Genomic DNA, 22,335 nt, shown 5'->3' on the forward strand with positions numbered 1-22,335 from the left:
TCAGGGGTGATCGAGTTCGCGTAGTACCGGAAGCGCCGCGCAGACGATCGCGATCACGACAATCGGAATCGACAGTGCCACAAAGGTGGATGCAATACCGAGTTGATCGAGAAGCGGACCGACAACAAGGTATCCGAGTGGACCGGCGGCGTAGGCCGTCGACGTCATCACGCCGACCACCCGGCCGCGCATGTGCTCGGGGCTACGGGTCTGCATGGCGTAGTTGGCTATCGGGCCGACCGGGCCGTACACGAGACCTTGCAGGCCCGCCAGGACCAGAATCACCCACAACGGCGGGAGCAGGGACATCGCCAGCATGGCAACGCCGAGCACGCCGACTGCACAGATCATGATCAGTCGCCGGGACATCAGCGGAGCGAGCGGGGCGTAGGCCAAGGCGCCCACAATTCCTCCGATTGCCAACGCCATCAACACCGACCCGAGCTGTGCGGGTTGATCGAGTTCGGTGAAATACACCGGAAACACAACACTTTCCACCGGCATGTACAGAGCGACGACGGCCATGTCGACCAGTGCCAGAGTCCGCAGGAGTTTGTTGTTCCACACGAACTTCAAGCCCTCGAGAGTGCCGTGCCAGATGGATGCCGGACGCCGGTCGGGGTCGGGTGTTCCGGCATCGGCCAGGCGGATGAAGGCAACGACGACTATCGAAAGCACAAATCCCGCCGCCGTCACCCAGAGCGTGCTGACCGCGCCGATCGTGGCGATCAGGACGCCGCCGACCCCGGGACCGATCAAATACGCGACGTTGTAGTTTGCCTCGTACAGGCTGTTGGTTCTATCGAGTTTCCATCCCGCTGCCCGCGTTGCCGCAGGAAGCATCGATTCCCGCGCAGCCATACCGGCCGGGTCGAATGTTGCACCGAGTGCAGCCAGAGCGGCGATCACCGGAATACTCAGGCCTGACGTGACTGCGAAAATCGGAATTGCCGAGGCTGACACTGCGGACAACGCGTCGGACACCATCGACGTGCGTCGTCGGCCGAATCGATCAACGAGGGTGCCGGAGAACAAACTCGCGATCAGTAGTGGCACGGCAGCAGCGCCGGCAACAATTGCCGCGTCGGCGGCGCGCCCCGTGCGCTCGAGAACGAGCCAGGGGATGACCACAATGGCGATGCCGTTGCCGGTTGCAGAGAACAGCGTCGCGAGGTTGATCAGAGCCAAAGGAAGGTAGCGGATCTGCTTGGACGTGCCCGCGCGTCGCAGTCGGGGTGTGACGGTCACGGACGTTCCTTCCTGGCGACGGGGCAACATACTGGTGTTTTCACCAACACTGCCCGACACGCGCCAGGTCCGCGACTGATTTTTGACGGCTCACTCGGCCCCGGGGTCAGTTATCCCCGAGGCAACAAGCGAGTTACACCAGGATCTGAAACTCCGGATTCTGCGCGACGAACTTTTCGACGTACGAGCAGGACGGGACAATCTTCTTACCGTCGGACTGCGTCTGCACAAGTGCTTCGCGCACGACAACGGCGGCGAGTCCGCGGCCACGGAACTGCGGGTAGGTGACGGTGTGGTGGAAGTCGCGCACCCCGTTCGATTCGGAATACTCCGCAAAACCTGCGAGTTCGTTATCCGAGTAGATCTCGAAGCGGTTCTCGTCGACGTTGTGTACGACTGTGTCGGTCATTGTGGGTGGGCTCCGTATCGGTGAGGGGATGTTCCCTCGACGGTACCGGGGCGATTGGTGGCTTCAGGAACATTGGACGCGATCTCTCTGCGATTGCTGCCCGCGAAATTGGACGGCTGTTCAAAGCGGATCGTGTACGGCGATTGAGTGGCAAAAATATGCTGTGTACTAGGCATTCTCGGTGGGAAGATGTGTTCGAAAACGGCGATACACATGATTTGCTACCGTAACTATCCCATCTGTTGGGATAGTTGAAAAAGATTTTTTCTCAGCCGGGTGTGTTGCTTCTGTGGCGCTTGAAAAACGGGCAAATGGCAGGTCAGGCCGAGTTGCCCCCGATGTGGACCAATGTCGCCGATGCGATAGCCCTAGGTCTCGAATAGGCATTAACACGGCATCGTTTTCCTGAGCGCAACCCAAACGAAGCTTCGGGGGGTTAGCGTGTGCATCGTCGGGGATAAACGAAGCGTTACAGGTTCACCGGAAAACCTTCTCGGGTGCACCTAGGCAACGGATAGTCGTCACATCGTCGTCGAACACTTCGAGGAAGGAACGCACATGATTTTCGGGCAGCGTGAGTCGAACAGTTACCTGGCTGCAATATTCTCGTACGACTTCCTCGATGAGCACATCGGATACGAGACGATTGCCCGCATCCACCGCGGCGAGATCGACGATTGGATCCGCGACCTTGCCGCGTCCGGACTCTTTTCCGCTGCCGAGGTGCGCGCAGCAGAACTCGCGTGGCGCAAGAACCCGCGGCTCCTTCTCGACGCTCTGCTCGAAGATGCGGACGAAGTGTCCGTCAAGCGGTGGGAAATCGCGTGGGCGCGACTCGATCGCCAGTCACAAAGCGTTCACCCGGCACCTGTTGCAGAGCACGGTTGAAGGGCAACTGACGACCGAGGTGGTCAGATGACGGACGGTTCGCCGCCGCCGTCGACAACGACAACCTGCTGATCGCTCAGAACCCGAAACGGAATCTTTTCCGCCGTAAGTACGGCAACAGTCTTTGCGGTGGCCGCAGGATCCTCGAGAACCGAACCGCCGCCGTGCGGAACAATCGCGAAATCGACGAGTCCGAGGCCCGTCCACACCGGCTCGATTCCGCACGTAGGCAGCACATCCGACGGGTCATCGGTGACATCCAACCCGATCAGGGTCGGGGTGGCCACCGCGGCGCCGGCGCTGTATCCCGCATAGACAAGTTCCCCATCGCGGACAAGGTGTTCGAGCACGTCATCTGCTCCTGTCCGCGCTAACTGCGCGCGCAGGACAAACGTGTTGCCGCCGCGGACCCAAACGCCGTCGAACGTCCGCAGTGTCTGCTCCAGCGTGCGGGGCGAGCGTGCAAAATCCCGAACGTCGAGTTCCTCGGCGTCATATCCCGCTCGGCGCAGTGGTGCCAGTTCACTGGTGACTGCAGAGGCTCGGGCGGCGGGAGGCCACGCGTCGGCGGCCGCCGCGATGACGGCGATTCGAGCGCCAGGGCCGACCAGTTCCGCGAACCGGGTGTGGTGGTCGCCGAACCGGTACGACGCCAGGAACAGCCTCATCGGACGACGCGGCTCAGATCGTGAACGCAAGGTTGTCGAGGATTCGTTTACCGAGCGCGTGGTCGCCCTCGATCGTGATCTCGTCAAGATGATCAGCCGCGTGGACCCGTCCGCACGCAAGTCGCGTGAAGAGTGGGGAGCTCATTCGGGCTGTCACGGTGGGCGGCCCATCCAGGGTGGGAACCAGCGCCGCACGACCGTCGACGGCGATGTGTAGTTCGCGGGCCAGCGGGCCGCTCAGATCGAAGGTGATGCGAGAACCGTCCGGCGCCTTGCCGCGTTTGCCGACAACAAATCCGAGAGAACTCGAAATTTCCTTGAACGCCATCTCGGCGCGCGGACCACCTTCGTCGCCGGGAGCACCGACGGCGTCGCGGATGTCGAGCTCGTGCAGCCAGCAGTCGAACAACCGGATACGCATGAAGCGGCCGTACGGTGCCGGGCCGACGGGAGTGGAAGACTCTGCATTCCAATCGGATTCGCTCAAATTGCGAAGTATGGAGGTGCGAGCAGACGTGATCTCGCGGTACCGCTCGAGTAGTTTCGGCGCCGGGACCCGTCGAAGTCCCTCGACCCACTGCTCGTTGAAAGCGCCGATCTCGTTGTGAACGTGGGGGAGCCCGTGAACGTTGACGCCGGTGGTCGGTGGCTCGATTCCGGAGAGTAGTGATTCGGTTCCGATCAGGTGCGCGGTGACGTCGTGCACTGTCCACCCGGGCAGATTGGTGGGGGAGAACCAGCCGTCGCCGTCGAGGGAGGAGAGAAGCGAGTCGATGACCTGCCATTGCTCGATCAACAAATCGGTGACGGATTCCTGGGGCCAGTCGCTCATATGACTTTTCTCCGTTGTTCGCAGGGGTTCGCAGAAGCACTGTCCTTCCACTGTAGGGCGAGAAAGTTTGGTCGCCGAGGCAATGAAGCCGTTCCGTCGAAATCGAATCGGACCGCGCCGCCTTGTGATAAACCGGGGTGGACGGACGAGAAGCTGATTGAGGAGTGCACGTGTTTCCTGGAAATTTTGTTGCTTCCACCCCGGACAAGCCCGCGATCATCCGGCCGTCGACCGGCGAGTCGATCACGTACCAGGAACTCGACGAGCGGTCGATCGCACTCGCCCGGCACTTGCGCGGGCTGGGGTTGCGCCCTGGCGATCACGTTGCGCTCATATCGAACAACGACTTGCGCGCATTCGAAGTGTATTGGGCCGCACTGCGGTCCGGTTTCTACATCACCGCAGTGAACTGCCACCTGACGGCGCCGGAGTCGGCGTACATCGTCGATGATTGTGAGGCGAAAGTGCTGATCGCCTCCGCTTCGGTGGCACACGCTGTACCGACGGATCCGGCGCTGACTCCCGGAGTTCTCCACAAATTGGTGTACGGGGGCGAGCTCGCGGGATTCGGGGATTACGACGCGGCCCTTGCGGCACAATCGACCGCGCCGCTGGATTCGCAACCTCGCGGTACGGACATGCTGTACTCCTCGGGAACAACGGGCCGCCCCAAAGGGATCAAGGGAGATCTCCCGGAAGGTGAAGTCGACGTCACGATGGATCCGTTCACCGCCGTGTTCGCGCCGATGTACGGATTCGATTCCAGCACAGTCTATTTGTGCCCGGCACCGATCTATCATGCTGCGCCGCTGCGGTTTTGCGGAGTCATCAACTCGGTAGGCGGCACAGTGATCTTGATGGACAGCTTCGATGCCGAGAAGGCACTGTCTCTGATCGGCGAGTACGGCGTCACCCACAGTCAGTGGGTCCCGACGATGTTCGTGCGGATGCTCAAACTTCCCGAGGAGACACGACTCGGATACGACGTGTCAAGCATGAAGGTAGCCATTCATGCCGCGGCACCGTGCCCGCCGGAGGTCAAGGCGTCGATGATCGACTGGTGGGGCCCGGTGATCAACGAGTACTACGCGTCGACGGAAGGCGCGGGCGCAACATTCATCAACAGTGAGCAGTCCTTGTCGCACCCGGGTTCGGTCGGTCGTGACGGAGTAATGGGGATTGTCCATATCTGTGACGATTCCGGCGCGGACCTTCCCGTCGGTGAGATCGGCACAGTCTTCTGGGAACGTGAGACGCTGCCGTTCCGCTATCACAACGATCCGGAGAAAACTGCGTCCGCGCAGCACCCCGATCATCCGACCTGGACCACGAGTGGCGACCTCGGGTACATCGACCACGATCGGTTCCTCTATCTCACCGATCGCGCCGCATTCACCATTATCTCTGGCGGCGTCAATATCTACCCGCAGGAGTCGGAGAATGTTCTGACTCTGCATCCGAAAGTTTTCGACGTCGCGGTAATCGGAGTTCCCGACGAAGAGATGGGTGAACAGGTCAAGGCCGTCGTTCAGTTAGTTGACGGAATCGAACCTTCGCCGGATGTCGCCGAAGAATTGCTGAAGTACGTGCGCGATCGCGTTTCGCATTTCAAGGCGCCTCGGTCCATCGACTTCGCCGACGAATTACCTCGAACTGCGACGGGAAAACTCGTCAAGCATAAATTGCGATCCCAATATGTGAATAGTTGAGGAATCGTTACACGATCGCGCGGAGATAGTCGGCCAGCACTGACGCGTGGCTGTGGGCGAGGTCCTTGCTCGCAGTCAGCAGCACGATGGGGCGCGCGTCCGCTGTGGGTGTGACGCGCTCGATGTACTCGCGAACTGGAACGGCGTCGAGTTCTGCGCGATACTGCGCGGCAAACGCGTCGAAGCGAGTCGTGTCGTGGCCGTACCACTTTCGTAGTTCGGTAGACGGAGCCAGTTCCTTCGCCCAATCGTCGAACCGTAACTCGTCGCGTCGCACTCCACGCGGCCAGAGTCGGTCCACTAACAGCCGCACCGTGTTTTCCGCGTCGGAGTTTTCGTAGACCCGCGCTACGGCGATTTTTCGACGCTTCACGATCGAGACCTCATGCCTCGATTGTTGTTCACATCGTGGAATGAGTCGACCCCAAGCTGTGATCGGGCTCACATTATAATGAGTCGCATATCGCCAAAGATACTGTTCGGACTCGATTCAGATGAAGAAAGTGGTTATTCGTGTTCACTTTCCGCGGAGAAGTCTGGCTAGTATCAGTCACCATTCACCCAAAAGCGGGTCATCTTCCGCTCACCCCAAGTTGGCCGCCGCTCATCGCAGCAGGCGAACCACCAACCGCAGAAGGTAATGGAACAAATGGAAACATCGAAGAGCGCACAAGTGCGTCCGTCGGTCGGCGTCCCTCGGGAGTCGAGTGACGGTGAGCGTCGGGTCGCGTTGGTGCCGAAGATCGTGGCGGCTCTGATCGGTAAGGGCGTCGACGTCGTAGTCGAGTCCGGTGCCGGTCTGGGCGCGTTGATCCCGGACGAGCTGTACACCGCTGCCGGCGCGAAGATCGGCGATCCGTGGACCGCCGACGTTGTCGTCAAGGTCGCGCCGCCGTCGTCGGACGAGATCGGCAAGATCAGTACGGGAGCCAAGTTGATCGGGTTCCTGAACCCGCGCAACGCGGACAATCGCATCGCGGAGCTCAAAGCTGCCGGGATCGAGGGATATGCGGTGGAAGCAATTCCGCGTATTTCCCGCGCGCAGGTGATGGACGCGCTGTCCTCGCAGGCAAACGTGTCCGGCTACAAGGCTGTGTTGCTGGCGGCGTCGGAGTCGACGCGATTCTTCCCGATGCTCACCACGGCCGCCGGTACGGTCAAGCCCGCGACGGTGCTTGTTCTCGGTGTCGGTGTTGCCGGGTTGCAGGCGCTGGCCACGGCCAAGCGTCTCGGTGGCCGCGCCACCGGCTACGACGTGCGACCGGAGGTAGCCGATCAGGTGCGCTCGGTGGGCGCTCAGTGGCTTGATCTCGGTATCGACGCAGCCGGTGAGGGCGGATACGCCCGTGAGCTCACCGACGGCGAGCGCGCGAAGCAGCAGCAGGCACTCGAAGACGCCATCAAGGGATTCGACGTCGTGATCACCACGGCGCTGGTTCCGGGTCGTCCCGCTCCGCGTTTGGTGACCGCAGCTGCTGTGGAGGGCATGAAGCCCGGCAGCGTTGTCGTGGACCTCGCCGGTGAGACGGGCGGCAACTGTGAGTTGACCGAGCCCGGCCAGACCGTCGTCAAGCATGGCGTCACGATTTGCTCGCCGCTGAATTTGCCGGCGTCGATGCCCGAGCATGCCTCGGAGTTGTACTCGAAGAATATTTCCGCGCTGATCGAACTGATGTTGGTCGATGGGGCTTTGGCACCCGATTTCTCCGACGAGGTTCTGGCCGGTGCGTGCGTCACCCGTGAAGAGAAGGGCGCCTGATGTACACATCGTTGTTGTCGAATATCGCGATCCTGGTGTTGTCCGGGTTCGTCGGTTTCGCGGTGATCTCGAAGGTCCCGAACACTCTGCACACCCCGCTGATGTCGGGTACCAACGCCATCCACGGCATCGTCGTCCTCGGCGCGCTCGTGGTTCTGGGCAAGGTGCACGACCCGTCCATCGGATTGCAGATCATCTTGTTTGTCGCACTTGTCTTCGGAACGGTCAACGTTGTCGGTGGCTTTGTGGTCACGGACCGCATGCTGGCGATGTTCAAGGCCAAGCCCGCAGCCAAGGCTGTTTCGAAGGATGGTGACCAGTAATGGAATACCTGGTCAATGGTTTGTACATTCTCGCGTTCTCGATGTTCATCTACGGTCTCATGGGTCTTACCGGCCCGAAGACCGCGGTGCGCGGCAACCAGATCGCCGCAGTCGGCATGCTCATCGCCGTCATCGCAACCCTGATCTCCATCCGCGACGCGGAGATGGGGAACTGGATCCTCATCGCAGCCGGTCTGATCATCGGTGTCGTGCTCGGTGTTCCGCCGGCGCTGCGCACGAAGATGACGGCCATGCCGCAGTTGGTGGCACTGTTCAACGGTGTCGGCGGCGGTACCGTCGCGTTGATCGCGTACGCGGAATTCCTCGACTCGGACGGTTTCACCGCGTTCAAGCACGGTGAGTCCCCGACGGTGCACATCGTCATCGCATCCCTCTGCGCTGCGGTGATCGGTTCGATCTCCTTCTGGGGCAGCGTGATCGCGTTCCTCAAGTTGCAGGAAACCCTGCCGGGTCGCCCGATCGGCATCGGCAAGCTGCAGCAGCCGCTGAACGCGCTGCTGCTGATCGCGGCTGTTGCGTTCTCGGTGATCATCGGTATCAAGGCGATCTCCCCGGAAGGCCCCACCAGCTCGCTCTGGATCGTCGGTGTCCTCGTGCTCTCGGGCATCCTCGGGCTGATGGTGGTGCTGCCGATCGGCGGCGCCGACATGCCCGTCGTGATCTCACTGCTCAACGCACTGACCGGTCTCTCTGCTGCCGCAGCAGGTTTGGCGCTCGACAACCAGGCCATGATCGTGGCCGGCATGATCGTCGGCGCCTCGGGCACCATCTTGACCAACCTCATGGCGAAGGCCATGAACCGGTCCATCCCGGCGATCGTTGCCGGCGGCTTCGGTGGCGGCGGCGGAGAAGCCGCATCCTCCGACGGTGTCGTGCGCACCGCGAAGGCCACCTCGGCAGCCGATGCCGCTATCCAGATGGCGTACGCCAATCAGGTGATCGTGGTTCCCGGTTACGGTTTGGCTGTGGCGCAGGCTCAGCACGCTGTCAAGGACATGGCGAAGTTGCTCGAGTCGAAGGGCGTCGAGGTCAAGTACGCGATCCATCCCGTTGCCGGTCGCATGCCCGGTCACATGAATGTTCTTCTCGCCGAGGCGGATGTCTCGTACGACGCGATGAAGGAAATGGACGACATCAACGACGAGTTCTCCCGCACCGACGTCACACTGGTGATCGGCGCGAACGATGTCACCAACCCGTCGGCACGCAACGATCCGAACTCGCCGATTCACGGGATGCCGATCCTGAACGTCGATCAGTCGAAGTCCGTGATCGTGCTCAAGCGTTCGATGAACTCCGGCTTCGCCGGCATCGACAACCCGCTGTTCTTCGCCGAGGGCACCTCGATGCTCTTCGGTGACGCGAAGAAGTCCGTCGCCGAGGTCACGGAAGAGCTCAAGGCTCTGTAACCTGGAAGACCCTGCACGAAAAAGGCACCTACTCGCAATCGCGAGTAGGTGCCTTTTGGCGTCAGAGCTGAATGCTCCGATCCCGGGAGAATGCAATGGCTGCCGTATCCGGGCGTGCCGCTTCACGTTTCGCGGCGACGGGCGAGTGCTCCATCAGAATGGCTGCTACACAACCCCAGGCCGCCGCGACCAGAAGACCCGCAACCACGCCGAAAATTCCGCTCATTTCGGTGGCGACCACACTGACCGCGACCACGGCAACTCCGGAGATGCCCAGTCCGACAATGACGGGTCGCCACCGCGGCGCCGAGATCAGAACTGCCGAGCCGTACAGGGCTGCCGCCGCAACGACATGTCCACTGGGAAGCAACGCCGTCGGCGCATCCGTGAGCCATGAACCCAGTGCGGCACTGGTCAGGTTTGCGCCCACTCCGAGCATGAGTATGGCGCCGATACCGTAAGGCAAGGTGCGGATCATCGAAACCGCGGCGAGAGCCGCGGTGACCGTCAATACCGCAGTGACGTCGACGAAGACGACGATCTGCTCGGCAATGGATCTCAAGGAATCCGGAACAGTGACCGTCGGCGAATCAGGTCGGAGAAAGTACAGAACACCGAGCGCCGCGGCACACAGTGCGGCAAGGGCGAGGAAGCGGGTTGTAGCGGACGGGGAGTGCGGGGCGGAGGTCGAGACGGTCACATGTCCAGCATCCCTGCTTTGTCTGTGACAAGCGTGAGGATCAGCTGTGATCTCGGTGGGTGGTCGAAGAATCGCGACGAACGACACCGGCGAACAGTGCTGCGACCAGCACGCAGACAAGTGGGATGAGCATTGCTGTGGTGAGTGGCACAATCTGCGTCGCCCAGCCGATCGTGGCGGGGCCGGCAAGAAACCCGATATAGCCCAATCCCACGACGCGAGACATGTTGGTACCAGCCGATCCTGAGCCCAGGTTGCCTGCGGTCGTGAAGATCTGTGGGATGCAACCGGAAAGTCCGGCGCCGAAGAGCGCCCAGCCGAAGAGGGTGAGCGGAAGCCACCCAGACAACACCACCGTCAACATTCCTACCGAGGAGATCATGGCGCCGTAGCGAACGACCGCGACGGGGCCGAGTGCGGCACTGATTCGATCTGCCGTGAATCGGCCGATCGTCATCATCGCGGAGAAAGCTCCGAAGGACAGGGCTGCAACGGCATCCGAGACACCAAGGCCTTCCTTGACTTGCAGTGCACTCCAATCGTTTGCCACACCTTCGGCGAGCATCAGGACAAACGCGAGTGCGCCCAACGCCAGCACCTTGGCCGAGAAGTGGCCGTGTGGTTGTTCCGCTGCGGTGGGGTCGGAGTGGTGTTCGATGCGTGGCAGCAGTGGCCGGGAACAGATCGCGACGGCCACGAAGCCGACCAACGACGCGGCGGTCAGGGTAACCGATGGTGCGACGTCGAGTTTCAGTGTGGCGGCGCCGACAACCGAACCCACCACTCCACCAACGGAGAACATGCCGTGGAACGCGGACATGATCGGCCGCCGGTACAGCTGTTCTGCCTCGACGGCTTGGGAATTCATCGAGACGTCCAAAGCGCCGTTGGCAAAACCGAAGGCCACCAGTGCGGCGCCCAATTGCCACGCGTTGGTGGCAAACCCCGGACCGAGCACGGCCGCGGACAAAGCCGTTCCCGCCAGGAGGACCATCTTTCGGCTCCCGAAGCGGTCGGCGAGCGGGCCACTGAGTTGCATGCCGGCAATGGCGCCGACGGCGAGCAGGAGAAGCAGCGAACTGAGTGTGGAGTGGCTGATGCCGACGCGATGCTCGATCGACGGGATGTGCACCACCCACATGGCGAGCAAGAAGCCGTTGATACCGAAGATGCCAAAAATGCCGGCGCGTGCGCGAATCAGAGTGGGGTCGGGGGCGATGCTCACCGTGACAGTCTGCCAGGGCGACGGGTGCATCACAGATGGGCGAGAAGGACGGCCGGGTCGGCGAGCATCGACGCCACGAGCGTGAGAAACTGCGACGCCTGTTGCCCGTCCAGCGCGCGATGGTCGAATGTCAGTGAGAGTGTCACAACCTGCCGAATGGTGATCTGTCCGCAGCGAACCCACGGTCGTTCGTTCACGCTGCCCAGAGCAAGGATGGCGGCCTCGCCGGGATTGAGCAGCGCAACACCGCCGTCGACGCCGACCACCCCGACATTGGTGATCGTGATCGTGCCACCGGTGAGATGCGCGATGTCGGTACGGCCGGCGCGGGCCGTCGACGTCAGTTCGGTGATGCGGAGTGCAACCTCTCGCAGGGTCAGGCTGCCTGCGTCTTTGATGTTGGGAACCACGAGGCCGCTATCCGATGCCACCGCAATCCCCAGATTCACGTGTGGATGGACAACACTGCATTCGGCCGTGTCGTCCCACGTCGCATTGACGCCGGGGTAAGACGCGATGGCGGTCACCAGGGATTTGGCGGCAAGCGTCAACGGTGTGACCGAACAGTTCTCGAAGTCTGCGCAATTGCGCAGTGTGTCGAGTAGTTCCATCGACGCGGTGACGTCGATCGTGACGAACACCGTTGCCTGGGGTGCGCGGGCACTGGCGGTCATCGCCCGTGCCATCTGCTTGTGCTGGGCCGATTCCGGAGAACCTTTTCTGCGTCGGCGACTTGCATGCGCCGTTTGCGGTCCATAGCCGACCAGGACGGGCGGAGCAGACGCATCAGCACCAACAGGGTCCGTACTTTCGATGCGGATGATCGGTGCCCCCACTGGCACGGTGGCACCGGGTTCGGCAAGGAGTTCGGCGACCACTCCGGTGTAGGGCGACGGAAGTTCGACTTGCGCCTTGGCCGTTTCGACGTCGGCAATCACCTGATCGATGCTCACGTGCTCGCCGACATCAACATGCCACGACACCAGTTCGGCGCTCGTAAGGCCCTCACCGAGGTCGGGAAGCCGGAACTCTGCGGTGGTCATGATGCCAACACGTCATCGAGTGCATCGAGGATTCGATCAGCGTCGGGTAGGTGGAACGATTCGAGTTTGGCTGGGGGATAGGGAATGTCGAAACCGGTCACGCGGCGGACGGGAGCCTTGAGGTCGTAAAAGCACTCGTGGGCGGCATGCGCGGCGATTTCGGCTCCCATCCCGAGAAACATCGGTGCCTCGTGGACGATGACAAGTCGTCCGGTCCGCCGCAGCGACGAGTCCACCGTGTCGAAGTCGACCGGGGAGAGCGACCGAAGGTCGATCACTTCGAGGTGATTGCCTTCGTTCTCGGCGATGTCCGCAGCTTCCAGGGCTGTCGCGACCATCGATCCGTAGGCGACAACAGTGGCATCGCTGCCCGGGCGGACAACCCGCGCACTGTGCAGTGGCAGTGACGGTTCCGCGTCGAAATCGACCTCCGCGGAGTCCCAGTAGCGCCGCTTCGGCTCGAGGAATATCACCGGATCGTCACACTCGACGGCCTGGCGGATCATGTGGAAACCGTCGGCCGGATTGCTCGGGTACACAACCCGCAGTCCCGCAGTGTGGGCGAAGTAGGCCTCCGGTGATTCCGAATGATGTTCCACGGCACCGATTCCGCCGCCGCTGGGAATGCGAATCGTGATGGGTGCGCGTACTCGTCCCTGGGTGCGGTAATGGATTTTCGCGACCTGAGAGACGATCTGGTCGAAGGCCGGGTAGACAAAGCCGTCGAACTGGATTTCGCACACGGGCCGATAGCCGCGCAGCGCCAGGCCGAAAGCTGTTCCGACGATTCCGGATTCGGCCAGTGGCATGTCCATGACCCGGTTCTCGCCAAAATCTTTCTGCAGTGCATCGGTGACCCGGAAAACGCCGCCGAGACGGCCGACATCTTCGCCGAGGATTACGACGTGGGGGTCTTGCTCGAGTGAGCGTCGAAGTCCGGTGTTGAGCGCGGTCACGAGATTGACGATCGTCATGACATGGCCTCCTGATCGTCGAAACTTGCGAGATACTCCTGGTGCTGCGCACGTTCGTGTTCGATCAACGGGTGGGGGCCGGTGTAGACGTGATCGAACAGTGCCGAGGACGGTGGATCTGTGAAACCGATTGTGGCGCGGCGTACTCCATTCGCGACGTCGTCGGCAGCGGCAGCAGTCTCGGCGGCACCCTCGTCGTCGAGGAATCCGCGGGAGGTGAGAAACAACCTCATGCGCTCGAGCGGATCGCGGGCCCGCCACTGCGCCATATCGGTGTCGGAGCGGTACCTCGAGGGGTCGTCGGAGGTGGTGTGCGGGCCCATGCGGCACGTAATTGCCTCGATGAATGATGGCCCGCTGCCCTCACGGGCGTGGGCGAGAGCCTTCCGAGTGACTGCCAGGACTGCGAGTACGTCATTTCCGTCGACGCGATACGACGGCATGCCGTAGCCTTCGGCGCGGTGCGAGATCGGCGTGCGGGACTGTAGTGAGACCGGTTCACTGATCGCCCACTGATTGTTCTGGCAGAAGAAGACAACTCCGGCGCGGAAGCTGGCGGCAAATCCCAGTGCTTCGGCGATATCGCCCTGGCTGGTGGCGCCGTCGCCAAAATAGGCGATGGTCGCGATTTCTGCGCCGTCGAGGTGGGCGCCCAGTGCGTAGCCCGTTGCGTGAAGTCCCTGGGAGCCGACAACAATCGCCGGGTTGGTCACGTTGAATTGTTCTGGGTCCCAGGCCGAATGGGCGCACCCGCGCCACAGGACGGTCAGGGCGTGGGGCGGAACCCCGCGGCAGTAGGCAACGGCGTGCTCGCGGTACGAGATGAAGGCAAAATCGTCAGGCTCCAGCGCACGGGCTGATCCGACCTGCGCGGCTTCCTGGCCTGAAAGTGGTGCCCATAAACCGACTTCGCCTTGGCGTTGAAGTGTGACCGCGGTGGTGTCGATTCGGCGACTGATCACGAGATCGCGATACAGCGAGAGATAATCGTCTCGCTCCAGATCTGCGATCAGACGGTCGTATTCCGGTCGGCACACCCGCGCGCCGTCTGGCTGAATGAGTTGGACTGGATAATCGAGGTTGCCGATCATCGTGAGTTCACCTCGGTTTCTGCTCATGCCCGACGCGCCTTGTGGGCGATGTCGAGCAATCCCGATGTGATATTGAGTTTTTGTGATGCTGTACTTCCCAGCATCCCCTTCGGCGCAGAATCCGCAAGTAGCAGAATCCGCAAGTGCTGGTGGGTTTCGATGAGGGAGAGACGGTCACCGTTTCCGAACCGGTGGGTAACAATGGTGTCGGAACCACCCGCCTTCGCGATTTCTACGGCTAGCATCGGTGCGGTGAACGCAGTCGGACTGAACGAAGATGCTGTTTCAGGGTGGATCGCCGAGCTGGGCGTCGGCGCCACCACACCACTGACTTTCGAGAGGATCGGCAACGGTCAATCCAACCTCACGTATGCCGTGACCGATGCCGGAGGTGCGCGGTGGGTACTGCGCAGGCCCCCGCTCGGCACCTTGTTGGCATCGGCACATGACGTAGTGCGGGAGCATCGCATCCTGTCGTCGCTGCAGGGTACGGCCGTCCCGGTGCCCAAAATCATCGGTATCACCGAGGATCCGGCTGTGACGGACGCCCCGCTGGTTCTCATGAGTTACGTCGACGGGGTTGTCATCGACGGTGTGCCGGTCGCGCAGAAGTTGACGGTAGAGCAGCGACGAAACGTCGGGTTGGCGTTGCCCAAGGCGCTCGCCACCATCCACGGCGTCGACCTCGAGGAAACCGGCCTCGAGGACCTTGCCAGTCGTAAACCGTTTGCCGAGCGGCAGCTCAAGAGATGGTCAGCGCAGTGGGAGAAGTCGAAGACCCGAGACATCCCCGACGTGGAACGGCTCGCGGACATTCTGCAGCGGAACATTCCCGAACAGACCGAAGTCAGCCTCGTCCACGGCGATTTCCATCTCAACAACATCATCACCGATCCGGCCGAGGGCCGGGTGCTGGCGGTGGTGGACTGGGAACTGTGTACGTTGGGCGATCCGCTTGCGGATCTTGGCGCGCTACTGGCGTATTGGCCCGAAGCCGGCGACAAGGTGGCAGGGCCGTTCATGGCGTCGACGCTCGAGGGCTTCCCGAGTCGGGACGAACTGGTCGACGCATACGTTGCCGCCACCGGCCGTGACGTGTCGGCCGTCGGCTACTGGCACGTTCTGGCGTTGTGGAAGCTGTCGATCATCGCCGAAGGGGTACTGCGACGCATCCTCGACGACCCCCGTAACAAGGCTGAGCACGGAGGCCCGACCGTGACAATGATCGATGGCATCGTTGAGCGCGCAGTATCGACCGCCGAGAAACTGGGGCTGAACTAAGCGCTCAGGAGCGAGCCGGCTGCGTCTTTGATCGCGGCCGGTATCGCCACCGATGTGCGGCTGACGGCGTCGACGTAGACGTGGACAAACCGTCCCGTCGCGGCGGCGACCCAGGTTCCGTCGGCGTTCTCGTGGAAGATCGCGAGCGAGTACACGATGCTCTTGGTACCCAACTTCTCGACCGAGATGCCGACCTGCAACTGTTCGGGGAACGTGAGTTCACTCAGGTATCGGCACGACGTCTCCGCCACAACCCCGATGGCCGGCAGCGTGCGGATGTCGACGCCGGTGGCGGACATGAGCCACGCGTTCACCGCCGTGTCGAAGTACGAGTAGTAGGTCACGTTGTTGACGTGGCCGTAGTGGTCGTTGTCGTCCCAGCGGGTGGGTACCGGCCAGCGGACGGGAAACTCTTCGATCGAGATGACGGTATCTGCTGCGCTCACGATCTTGACCTTAGCGAGGTCAGTGGACCACTCGTGAGCGCGGTCCGCACGATCAAGCCGACGAGCAATGCCCAGAATGCCGATCCGATTCCGAGAACACTGACGCCGGACGCGGCGATGAGAAAGGTGACCACAGCACCTTCACGTTCGGTGGCGTCGCTGAGCGCAGCGGTCAACGATGCTGCCAGTGTTGCCAAGAGTGCAAGCCCGGCAACGGTTTCCACTACACCGGCCGGCGCCGAGACAACCAGCGCCGCGACGGCGGCAGAACCTGCGGCCAATACCAGATAGGCCCAACCGGCGGTGCTCGCCGCGATCCACCGCCGCTTCGGATCTGGGTGCGCCGTTGGCGCTGCCGCGAGGGCCGCGCTGATCGCGGCGAGGTTGATTGCATGCCCGCCGGCGGGGGCTCCCAGAACGGTGCCGAGGCCGGTCACGATCATGGACGGTCGCCACGGAACGGTGTATCCGAACGAATTCATCACCGCCACACCGGGAATGTTCTGCGACGCCATCGTGACGATGTACAGCGGAATCGCAATTCCGACCATTGCCTGCCACGACCACGACGGCATGGTGAGATCGACGCGAGGAATCATCGCACCGACGTCGAGAGTGTTGTTGTCGGTGGTCGTCAGGCTGATGCAGATCACCACGGCTGCGGTCAGAAATGCCAGCGGAACGGCCCACCGCTTGGAGAACCGTTGTGCCGCAAGCCAGACCACGATGACCGGCGCTACCGCCAGCGGTGCGTCGCGGACCGCGAATATCGGCGCCAGGCACAGGGGGAGGAGAACTCCGGCCAGCATCGCCTGCGCCAGCGGATTCGGGATCGCCGCGATGATCTTGCCCAGCGTCGGCCACAGCCCCGTCAGAACGATAGCAATTCCGACCACGACAAACGCGCCGACCGCGGCCGGCCAACCACCGTGCACCGCGCCGGCGCCGGCCAGCAGTGCCGCGCCCGGAGTCGACCAGGCCAGGGTGATCGGAATCTTGTACCGGCAGGAAAGCCACAGCATGCCCAGCGCTTGAGTCACACAGAGAACCAACAGACCCGACGCGGCCTCGGTGGCGTCGGCGCCCACGGCACTCAGGCCGGTGAGGACTACCGCAAATGAACTGGTGAATCCCACGAGCGCTGTCACGATTCCCGCGCTGATGGGCTGTGCGTTGCTTTCGGTGGCTTCCGGTTCGGTGGTAGGTGGGGAGTCCGACATGGTCAGTGATTCTGCCCGACGCAGGAGCAGTTGTTCTCAGTGATCCGGTCGGATGGGCGCTGTGACCGCCTTGCCGTAGATGAGGTGAGTCTGCGCATGCCACACCTCCGGATGGGCTGCCAGGTGGTCGATCAATACCTTCTGCAGATGGGCGCTGTCCCGCACGGCGACGTGGAGAAAGAAGTCTTCCGGCCCCGAGACATTGAACAGCGCAAGCGTTTCCGGAAGGGCGAGCACATCGGCGGTGAAGCGGTCGACAAGGTCACGGCGGTGCGGACGCAGTTGCACGGCGATGATCGCCTGCATCGACCGGCCGACGGCAGCCGGGTCGACAACAGCGTGGATTCCGCTGATCGTCCCGTTTGTCCGCAACCGGCGCACACGTTCGTGGCACGACGACGTCGCCAGGCCCACCCGGTCGGCCAGAACCTTGTTGGTGATCGACGCATCTTTCTGTAATTCGGTCAGAATCTTCCAGTCCACCGAATCCAGAGAATCATTCTTCATCATCTTCCGGATTCTATCCGGAGTGGTTTTGAACTTCCCGGATCCAGTTGCACACTCCATCTATGAAGCGCATGAGGCAAATCCAATGAGCCCATTACGATGAGTACCACTCAGTGGCTTGCTTTTGGCTCCCTACTTTCTATCGTCCTGTTCACACCTGGACCGGATTTTGTCCTGATCTTGCGCCATTCGTTGGCAGATCGTCGGACCGGTGCCGTGGTCGCAGCGGGCGTGATCACAGGATTGGTTGTCCATACCGCTGCCGCGTCGCTCGGTTTGTCGGCTCTCGTCGCGACTCGTCCGCAGCTGCTCTCGGCCCTCACCTATGCCGGAGCGGCGTACCTGACCTGGTTGGGTATTTCCGCGATTCGTAGTGCGTTCAAAGCCCGAAGTGCCGGCGACACGATCACGGCCGTGTCGGAACCGACCCCGCCACTGCGGGCATTCCGCTACGGGTTCCTGTCCAACCTCCTGAACCCCAAGGCTCTGCTGTTCTTTCTCGGCTTGCTTCCGCAGTTCGTCGAACCAGGTCAGGGCGCCGGCCTGCGTACTCTGACGTTGGCCGGCGCCACAGTGGTTGCCGCTGCACTGTGGTGGGCAGTGGTGGTGGTGCTCGCGGCCGGCGCCGGACGTAAGCTGCGGCGGCCTGGTGTCGGAAAGCGCATCGACGTGGTGAGCGGAGTCCTACTTGTCGGGCTCGGGGCTTTCTTCGGTATTGCCTGAGTCGATCGTGCAAGTATGAGAGACATGACTGCACCCGTACTTGTCGACGCCGCTGAACTGGTTTCCCTCATCGAGGCGGGCACCCCGCCGGTCCTGCTCGACGTTCGGTGGGCGCTGGGTGATCCCCACGGAGCCGAGCACTTCCAGTCGGGTCACATCGCCGGAGCAGTATTCGTCGACCTCGATGGCGAGCTGGCCGCTCCGGCGTCGAAGGAAGCGGGACGCCACCCGTTGCCCACCATCGAAAATCTCCAGGTAGCAGCACGTCGATGGGGAATCGACGACGGAGATTCGGTGGTCTTGTACGACGCCACGGGCAACACTGCCGCGGCGCGCGGGTGGTGGTTGTTACGTTGGGCCGGGCTCACTGATGTCCGTCTACTCGACGGTGGGTTGCAAGCCTGGGAAGCAGCCGATTTTCCGGTTGCGGTGGGTGCCGGTGCGGGAGTCGCCGAGGGAAACGTGACGCTAGAGGCCGGACATATGCCGGTTGTCGACATCGACGAGGCGGCGGGATGGTCGGCGAGCGGTGGTGTACTTCTCGACGCGCGAGCCGGTGAGCGGTACCGCGGTGAGGTCGAACCGATTGACCCAGTGGCCGGGCACATTCCGGGTGCGGTGAGTGCGCCTACCGGTGAGAACATCGATGGACAAGGAAAGTTTGCGGGCACCGTCACCCTGCGCGAGCGGTTCTCCGCAGCGGGCGACGGGGATCGCTTTGCCGTGTATTGCGGATCGGGAGTGACTGCGGCGCATCAGATTGCGGCTTTGGCGATAGCGGGCTACGACGCGGCCCTTTTCCCCGGTTCGTGGTCGCAGTGGTCCAACGACGGCTCGCGTCCGGTGGCCACCGGAGAGTAGTTCTCAGCTGTCGTCGCGTTTGATCAGTGCGGGGACGGCGAACCAGAGCGTGGTGAACATGACGGCGGCGCAGGCGGCCAGAATCTTTGCGCCGATGCCGCCCATCGCGATCTCGGCGATCAGGAGCACGGTGCCGGTCATGGACGCCGCGAGAAAACCGGTGCCGCACAAGGCGAATCGATTGGAGATCGCCAAGATGCGCTCCCGGTATCCGCGGCGAAACAGGACTCGATGCCACACTGCCGGTGCCATGAGGAGACCGAAGGAAATGGCAACCAGCATGACCGTCACCAGGTGAATGGTCTTGATGTAGACCGAAGACTCCTCGTAGCGCTCGGTGAAGGCCACGGCGAGCAGAAACGCGAACAAGATCTGAACACCGGAGAGAGCAACCCGTAGTTCTTGCAGTAACTCGTTGAAGTTCCGAGCGAGTTGCACAGGAGGGCTCTCCCCGGTGTCGTTCATACTGTCGAGTTTGTCACGCTCGCGAGTATTCCGAGGCGCGTTGGATCTGTTCGGCGCTGGGACGCACCCCGGTGTACAGGGCAAACTGCTCGGCAGCTTGGAGCGCGATAACCGAGGCGCCCGTGATCACCGTCTTGCCGAGTTCTTCGGCCAAGGCGATCAGTGGAGTGTGCGCCGGCATCGCCACTACGTCGAAAACGACCTCCGCGCCGCGCACCACGACGTCCGGGAACGACAGTGCATCGGATTCGGGGCCGCCTGCCATCCCGATCGGCGTGGCATTGATCAGAACGCCGGGGCGCAGATCGTCGAGGTCTTCCCGCCACGAGAATCCGTACTGCGTGGCCAGTGCGTCGCCGGCCGCTTTGTTGCGTGCCACCACCGTGACGTCGGTGAAACCGGTGTCACGCACCGCTGCGACGACGGCTTTGGCCATGCCGCCGCTACCGGCGACCGCCACCGAGAGTGACGTGTCTACGTTGTTCTCGCGCAACAGGTTTGCCACCGCCTGGTAGTCGGTGTTGTAGGCGTGCAGGACGCCGTCCTCGTTGACGATGGTGTTGACGGAGTCGATTGCGGACGCGCTGTCGTGCATGACGTCGACATGAGCGATCACCTGCTCCTTGAACGGCATCGACACCCCGCAGCCGCGGATGCCGAGCGCGCGGATACCTGCGACCGCTGCGGGAACATCAGTGGTGGTGAACGCCTTGTAGACGAAGTTGAGGCCCAATTCCTCGTACAGATAGTTGTGGAATCTGGTGCCGATGTTGCTCGGTCGTCCGGATAGCGACATGCACAGCAGCGTGTCCTTGTTGAGGTCGACAGTCATGGCGTCAACTCTAATCCGGGCTACCGTGAACTTCAGGGCAGTGATCAGACCCATCCACGCAGGGATCGGTTCCGAATACGAGGTAACCGATCCCCAGAACCACTCGCACCGAGCAGAACCGAGACGCACATGGTCACTCACAGCATCGAGGAACACCCGGCAGCTCAGTCGCGGCCGCGTCGCAGGTTGGTGGCCCGTGCCATCTCCGGCGTACTTGCCGCAGCGGTGGTTCTGGGGGTAGGACAGCTGGTTGCCCTGCTGATCAACCCGGACTCCTCGCCGTTCTATGCCGTCGGTTCCACCACGGTGGACCGGACTCCCGCGTGGGCACGCGAGTTCGCGATCGACACCTTCGGGACCAACGACAAACCCGCGCTCTTCATCGGAATGTCGATCCTGATCGCCTTGCTCGGCGCACTCGCGGGTCTCCTCGAGCGCCGTAGACGCCCCTTCGGCAGTGCCATCCTGGTTGCCCTCGGACTAGTGGGTGTCTACGCCGCGTTGAACCGGCCGACGGCTGATGCGATGTACGCGTTCCCCACGATCATCGGTGTTGTTGCCGGCGTCGTCACGCTGCGACTGCTGATCGGGCAACTCGATGTGGCGCCCGCTCCCGGAGTCCCCGACACATGGCTGCCGCGTCGGCAGTTCCTGATGCTGGCCGGGGTTGCGTTTGCCGTCGCCGCCGCTGCCGGTGCTGCCGGAAAGTTCGTGGGGCAGCGCATCGCCGGGGCGTCTGCGAACCGCGCGGACTTCGTGGTTCCGACTGCTGCCTCAGCGGCGCCACCGATTCCGGCCGCCGCGAACATCGGTGTTGCCGGTGCGTCGACGTACATCACTCCCAATGACGATTTCTATCGGATCGACACGGCGCTTCTTGTCCCGCAGCTCACGACGGACTCGTGGGAGCTGCGTATTCACGGCATGGTGGACCGCGAGATGACCTTGTCGTTCGACGATTTGGTTGCCCGGACACCGATCGAACGGGTTGTCACCTTGACGTGCGTGTCCAACGAGGTGGGTGGCAATCTCGCGGGCAACGCCACCTGGATCGGGTACCCGATGAAGGACATCCTCGAGGAGGTGGGTGTGCACCCGGACGCCGACATGCTGCTCTCGACCAGCGTTGACGGATTCACCGTCGGAACCCCGGTTGCCGTGGTGACCGACGGCCGCGACGCGATGCTGGCCGTCGCGATGAACGGGGAGCCGCTGCCGTTCGAACACGGCTATCCGGTCCGTCAGGTTGTGCCAGGGCTGTACGGATTCGTCTCCGCGACAAAGTGGGTCACCGAGTGGGAACTGACCAGGTTCGACCAGGTGGACGCCTATTGGACGCAACGAGGATGGGGCGCGCAGGCGCCGATCAAGACTGCGTCGCGGATCGAAGTGCCGGCGTCGTTGGCACCCGTCAATGCCGGTCAGGTTCAGATGGCGGGAACAGCGTGGGCCCAGCACCGCGGCATCAAGACGGTGGAGCTTCGGGTCGACAACGGGCCGTGGCAACCGGCAACGCTCGCCCAGGAGTATTCGATCGACACGTGGCGTCAGTGGTCGTGGATGTGGGACGCGACGCCGGGGTTGCACACCGTGCAGGTCCGGGCCACCGATCTGGACGGGAACGTTCAGGTCGAGGAACGGACTCCGCCCATTCCCGGTGGTGCAACGGGTTGGCACACACGATCGTTCACGGTGAAGTAG

The 22,335-nt window shown here is 62.4% G+C and carries 25 protein-coding genes; 9 read left to right on the forward strand and 16 right to left on the reverse strand.

Going from position 1 to position 22,335, the window contains the following annotated elements; translation table 11 throughout:
- Positions 1-1,248 (reverse strand): MFS transporter, encoded by a 1,248-nt coding sequence (locus FFI94_RS09145; protein ID WP_397495436.1) that lies wholly within the window; start codon positions 1,246-1,248, stop codon positions 1-3.
- 133 nt (positions 1,249-1,381) lie between these two features.
- A complete protein-coding gene (locus FFI94_RS09150; protein WP_138872685.1) occupies positions 1,382-1,657 on the reverse strand; it encodes a GNAT family N-acetyltransferase in 276 nt (91 codons plus the stop codon).
- A gap of 558 nt (positions 1,658-2,215) precedes the next feature.
- On the opposite strand from FFI94_RS09150, the gene FFI94_RS09155 reads away from it, so the two are divergent.
- A complete protein-coding gene (locus tag FFI94_RS09155) occupies positions 2,216-2,545 on the forward strand; it encodes a hypothetical protein (protein WP_138872686.1) in 330 nt (109 codons plus the stop codon).
- A 23-nt stretch (positions 2,546-2,568) separates the two neighbouring features.
- Here FFI94_RS09155 and FFI94_RS09160 read toward each other — a convergent pair whose 3' ends face one another.
- Both FFI94_RS09160 and FFI94_RS09165 read right to left on the reverse strand, forming a co-directional pair.
- The gene (locus FFI94_RS09160; RefSeq protein ID WP_138872687.1) at positions 2,569-3,213 is read right to left on the reverse strand and encodes a Type 1 glutamine amidotransferase-like domain-containing protein; all 645 of its coding nucleotides are present in this window, start codon (positions 3,211-3,213) and stop codon (positions 2,569-2,571) included.
- Between the two features lie 13 nt (positions 3,214-3,226).
- Positions 3,227-4,045, reverse strand: a complete 819-nt coding sequence (locus tag FFI94_RS09165) for a maleylpyruvate isomerase family mycothiol-dependent enzyme (RefSeq protein ID WP_138872688.1) — start codon at positions 4,043-4,045, stop codon at positions 3,227-3,229.
- A 170-nt stretch (positions 4,046-4,215) separates the two neighbouring features.
- Here FFI94_RS09165 and FFI94_RS09170 point away from each other — a divergent pair, with 170 nt between their 5' ends.
- Positions 4,216-5,754, forward strand: coding sequence for an AMP-binding protein (locus tag FFI94_RS09170; protein WP_138872689.1), 1,539 nt, complete (start codon positions 4,216-4,218; stop codon positions 5,752-5,754).
- Positions 5,755-5,761: 7 nt separating this feature from the next.
- Here FFI94_RS09170 and FFI94_RS09175 read toward each other — a convergent pair whose 3' ends face one another.
- Positions 5,762-6,127, reverse strand: coding sequence for a DUF488 domain-containing protein (locus FFI94_RS09175; protein ID WP_138872690.1), 366 nt, complete (start codon positions 6,125-6,127; stop codon positions 5,762-5,764).
- A gap of 276 nt (positions 6,128-6,403) precedes the next feature.
- On the opposite strand from FFI94_RS09175, the gene FFI94_RS09180 reads away from it, so the two are divergent.
- From FFI94_RS09180 to FFI94_RS09190, 3 genes are read left to right on the forward strand one after another with little or no spacing between them, the layout of a single operon-like run.
- On the forward strand, positions 6,404-7,513 hold the full coding sequence (locus FFI94_RS09180; RefSeq protein ID WP_138872691.1) for a Re/Si-specific NAD(P)(+) transhydrogenase subunit alpha: 1,110 nt from the start codon (positions 6,404-6,406) through the stop codon (positions 7,511-7,513).
- Entirely contained in the window at positions 7,513-7,836 is a 324-nt protein-coding gene (locus tag FFI94_RS09185) for an NAD(P) transhydrogenase subunit alpha (protein ID WP_138872692.1), read from the forward strand. Before FFI94_RS09180 ends, FFI94_RS09185 begins: the two co-directional genes overlap by 1 nt.
- Entirely contained in the window at positions 7,836-9,266 is a 1,431-nt protein-coding gene (locus FFI94_RS09190) for an NAD(P)(+) transhydrogenase (Re/Si-specific) subunit beta (RefSeq protein WP_138872693.1), read from the forward strand. Before FFI94_RS09185 ends, FFI94_RS09190 begins: the two co-directional genes overlap by 1 nt.
- A 61-nt stretch (positions 9,267-9,327) precedes the next feature.
- Here FFI94_RS09190 and FFI94_RS09195 read toward each other — a convergent pair whose 3' ends face one another.
- Genes FFI94_RS09195 through FFI94_RS09220 form a run of 6 tightly spaced genes read right to left on the reverse strand, consistent with a single transcriptional unit; the run spans position 9,328 to position 14,544 of the window.
- Entirely contained in the window at positions 9,328-9,966 is a 639-nt protein-coding gene (locus tag FFI94_RS09195; protein WP_138872694.1) for a hypothetical protein, read from the reverse strand.
- Between the two features lie 40 nt (positions 9,967-10,006).
- On the reverse strand, positions 10,007-11,221 hold the full coding sequence (locus tag FFI94_RS09200; RefSeq protein ID WP_138872695.1) for an MFS transporter: 1,215 nt from the start codon (positions 11,219-11,221) through the stop codon (positions 10,007-10,009).
- Positions 11,221-12,234 carry a dihydrolipoamide acetyltransferase family protein gene (locus tag FFI94_RS09205; RefSeq protein WP_138872696.1) on the reverse strand — a complete coding sequence of 338 codons (1,014 nt, stop codon included), beginning with the start codon at positions 12,232-12,234 and terminating at the stop codon, positions 11,221-11,223. Before FFI94_RS09205 ends, FFI94_RS09200 begins: the two co-directional genes overlap by 1 nt.
- Positions 12,231-13,208 (reverse strand): alpha-ketoacid dehydrogenase subunit beta, encoded by a 978-nt coding sequence (locus FFI94_RS09210; protein WP_138872697.1) that lies wholly within the window; start codon positions 13,206-13,208, stop codon positions 12,231-12,233. The genes FFI94_RS09205 and FFI94_RS09210 overlap by 4 nt, the downstream gene beginning before the upstream one ends.
- Positions 13,205-14,299: a thiamine pyrophosphate-dependent dehydrogenase E1 component subunit alpha gene (locus FFI94_RS09215; RefSeq protein ID WP_138873692.1), complete on the reverse strand. Its 1,095-nt coding sequence runs from the start codon at positions 14,297-14,299 to the stop codon at positions 13,205-13,207. Before FFI94_RS09215 ends, FFI94_RS09210 begins: the two co-directional genes overlap by 4 nt.
- A 23-nt stretch (positions 14,300-14,322) precedes the next feature.
- The gene (locus FFI94_RS09220) at positions 14,323-14,544 is read right to left on the reverse strand and encodes a hypothetical protein (RefSeq protein ID WP_138872698.1); all 222 of its coding nucleotides are present in this window, start codon (positions 14,542-14,544) and stop codon (positions 14,323-14,325) included.
- Between the two features lie 7 nt (positions 14,545-14,551).
- Here FFI94_RS09220 and FFI94_RS09225 point away from each other — a divergent pair, with 7 nt between their 5' ends.
- The gene (locus FFI94_RS09225) at positions 14,552-15,580 is read left to right on the forward strand and encodes a phosphotransferase family protein (protein ID WP_138872699.1); all 1,029 of its coding nucleotides are present in this window, start codon (positions 14,552-14,554) and stop codon (positions 15,578-15,580) included.
- Here FFI94_RS09225 and FFI94_RS09230 read toward each other — a convergent pair.
- From FFI94_RS09230 to FFI94_RS09240, 3 genes are read right to left on the reverse strand one after another with little or no spacing between them, the layout of a single operon-like run.
- Positions 15,577-16,026, reverse strand: a complete 450-nt coding sequence (locus tag FFI94_RS09230; RefSeq protein ID WP_138872700.1) for a thioesterase family protein — start codon at positions 16,024-16,026, stop codon at positions 15,577-15,579. The genes FFI94_RS09225 and FFI94_RS09230 overlap by 4 nt on opposite strands.
- On the reverse strand, positions 16,023-17,246 hold the full coding sequence (locus FFI94_RS09235) for a benzoate/H(+) symporter BenE family transporter (protein WP_138872701.1): 1,224 nt from the start codon (positions 17,244-17,246) through the stop codon (positions 16,023-16,025). The genes FFI94_RS09230 and FFI94_RS09235 overlap by 4 nt, the downstream gene beginning before the upstream one ends.
- 36 nt (positions 17,247-17,282) lie before the next feature.
- Positions 17,283-17,756 (reverse strand): Lrp/AsnC family transcriptional regulator, encoded by a 474-nt coding sequence (locus FFI94_RS09240; RefSeq protein ID WP_138872702.1) that lies wholly within the window; start codon positions 17,754-17,756, stop codon positions 17,283-17,285.
- A gap of 96 nt (positions 17,757-17,852) precedes the next feature.
- On the opposite strand from FFI94_RS09240, the gene FFI94_RS09245 reads away from it, so the two are divergent.
- On the forward strand, positions 17,853-18,476 hold the full coding sequence (locus FFI94_RS09245; protein WP_138872703.1) for a LysE family translocator: 624 nt from the start codon (positions 17,853-17,855) through the stop codon (positions 18,474-18,476).
- A gap of 24 nt (positions 18,477-18,500) precedes the next feature.
- Complete coding sequence (locus tag FFI94_RS09250; RefSeq protein ID WP_138872704.1) at positions 18,501-19,337, forward strand: sulfurtransferase; 837 nt, start codon at positions 18,501-18,503, stop codon at positions 19,335-19,337.
- A 3-nt stretch (positions 19,338-19,340) separates the two neighbouring features.
- On the opposite strand, the gene FFI94_RS09255 is transcribed toward FFI94_RS09250, so the two are convergent.
- Positions 19,341-19,802: a DUF6328 family protein gene (locus FFI94_RS09255; protein ID WP_138872705.1), complete on the reverse strand. Its 462-nt coding sequence runs from the start codon at positions 19,800-19,802 to the stop codon at positions 19,341-19,343.
- A 13-nt stretch (positions 19,803-19,815) separates the two neighbouring features.
- Positions 19,816-20,634 (reverse strand): shikimate 5-dehydrogenase, encoded by an 819-nt coding sequence (locus tag FFI94_RS09260; protein WP_138872706.1) that lies wholly within the window; start codon positions 20,632-20,634, stop codon positions 19,816-19,818.
- Between the two features lie 129 nt (positions 20,635-20,763).
- Here FFI94_RS09260 and FFI94_RS09265 point away from each other — a divergent pair, with 129 nt between their 5' ends.
- Complete coding sequence (locus tag FFI94_RS09265; protein WP_138872707.1) at positions 20,764-22,335, forward strand: molybdopterin-dependent oxidoreductase; 1,572 nt, start codon at positions 20,764-20,766, stop codon at positions 22,333-22,335.

The organism is Rhodococcus sp. KBS0724, from assembly GCF_005938745.2.
Classification (GTDB): domain Bacteria; phylum Actinomycetota; class Actinomycetes; order Mycobacteriales; family Mycobacteriaceae; genus Rhodococcus_F.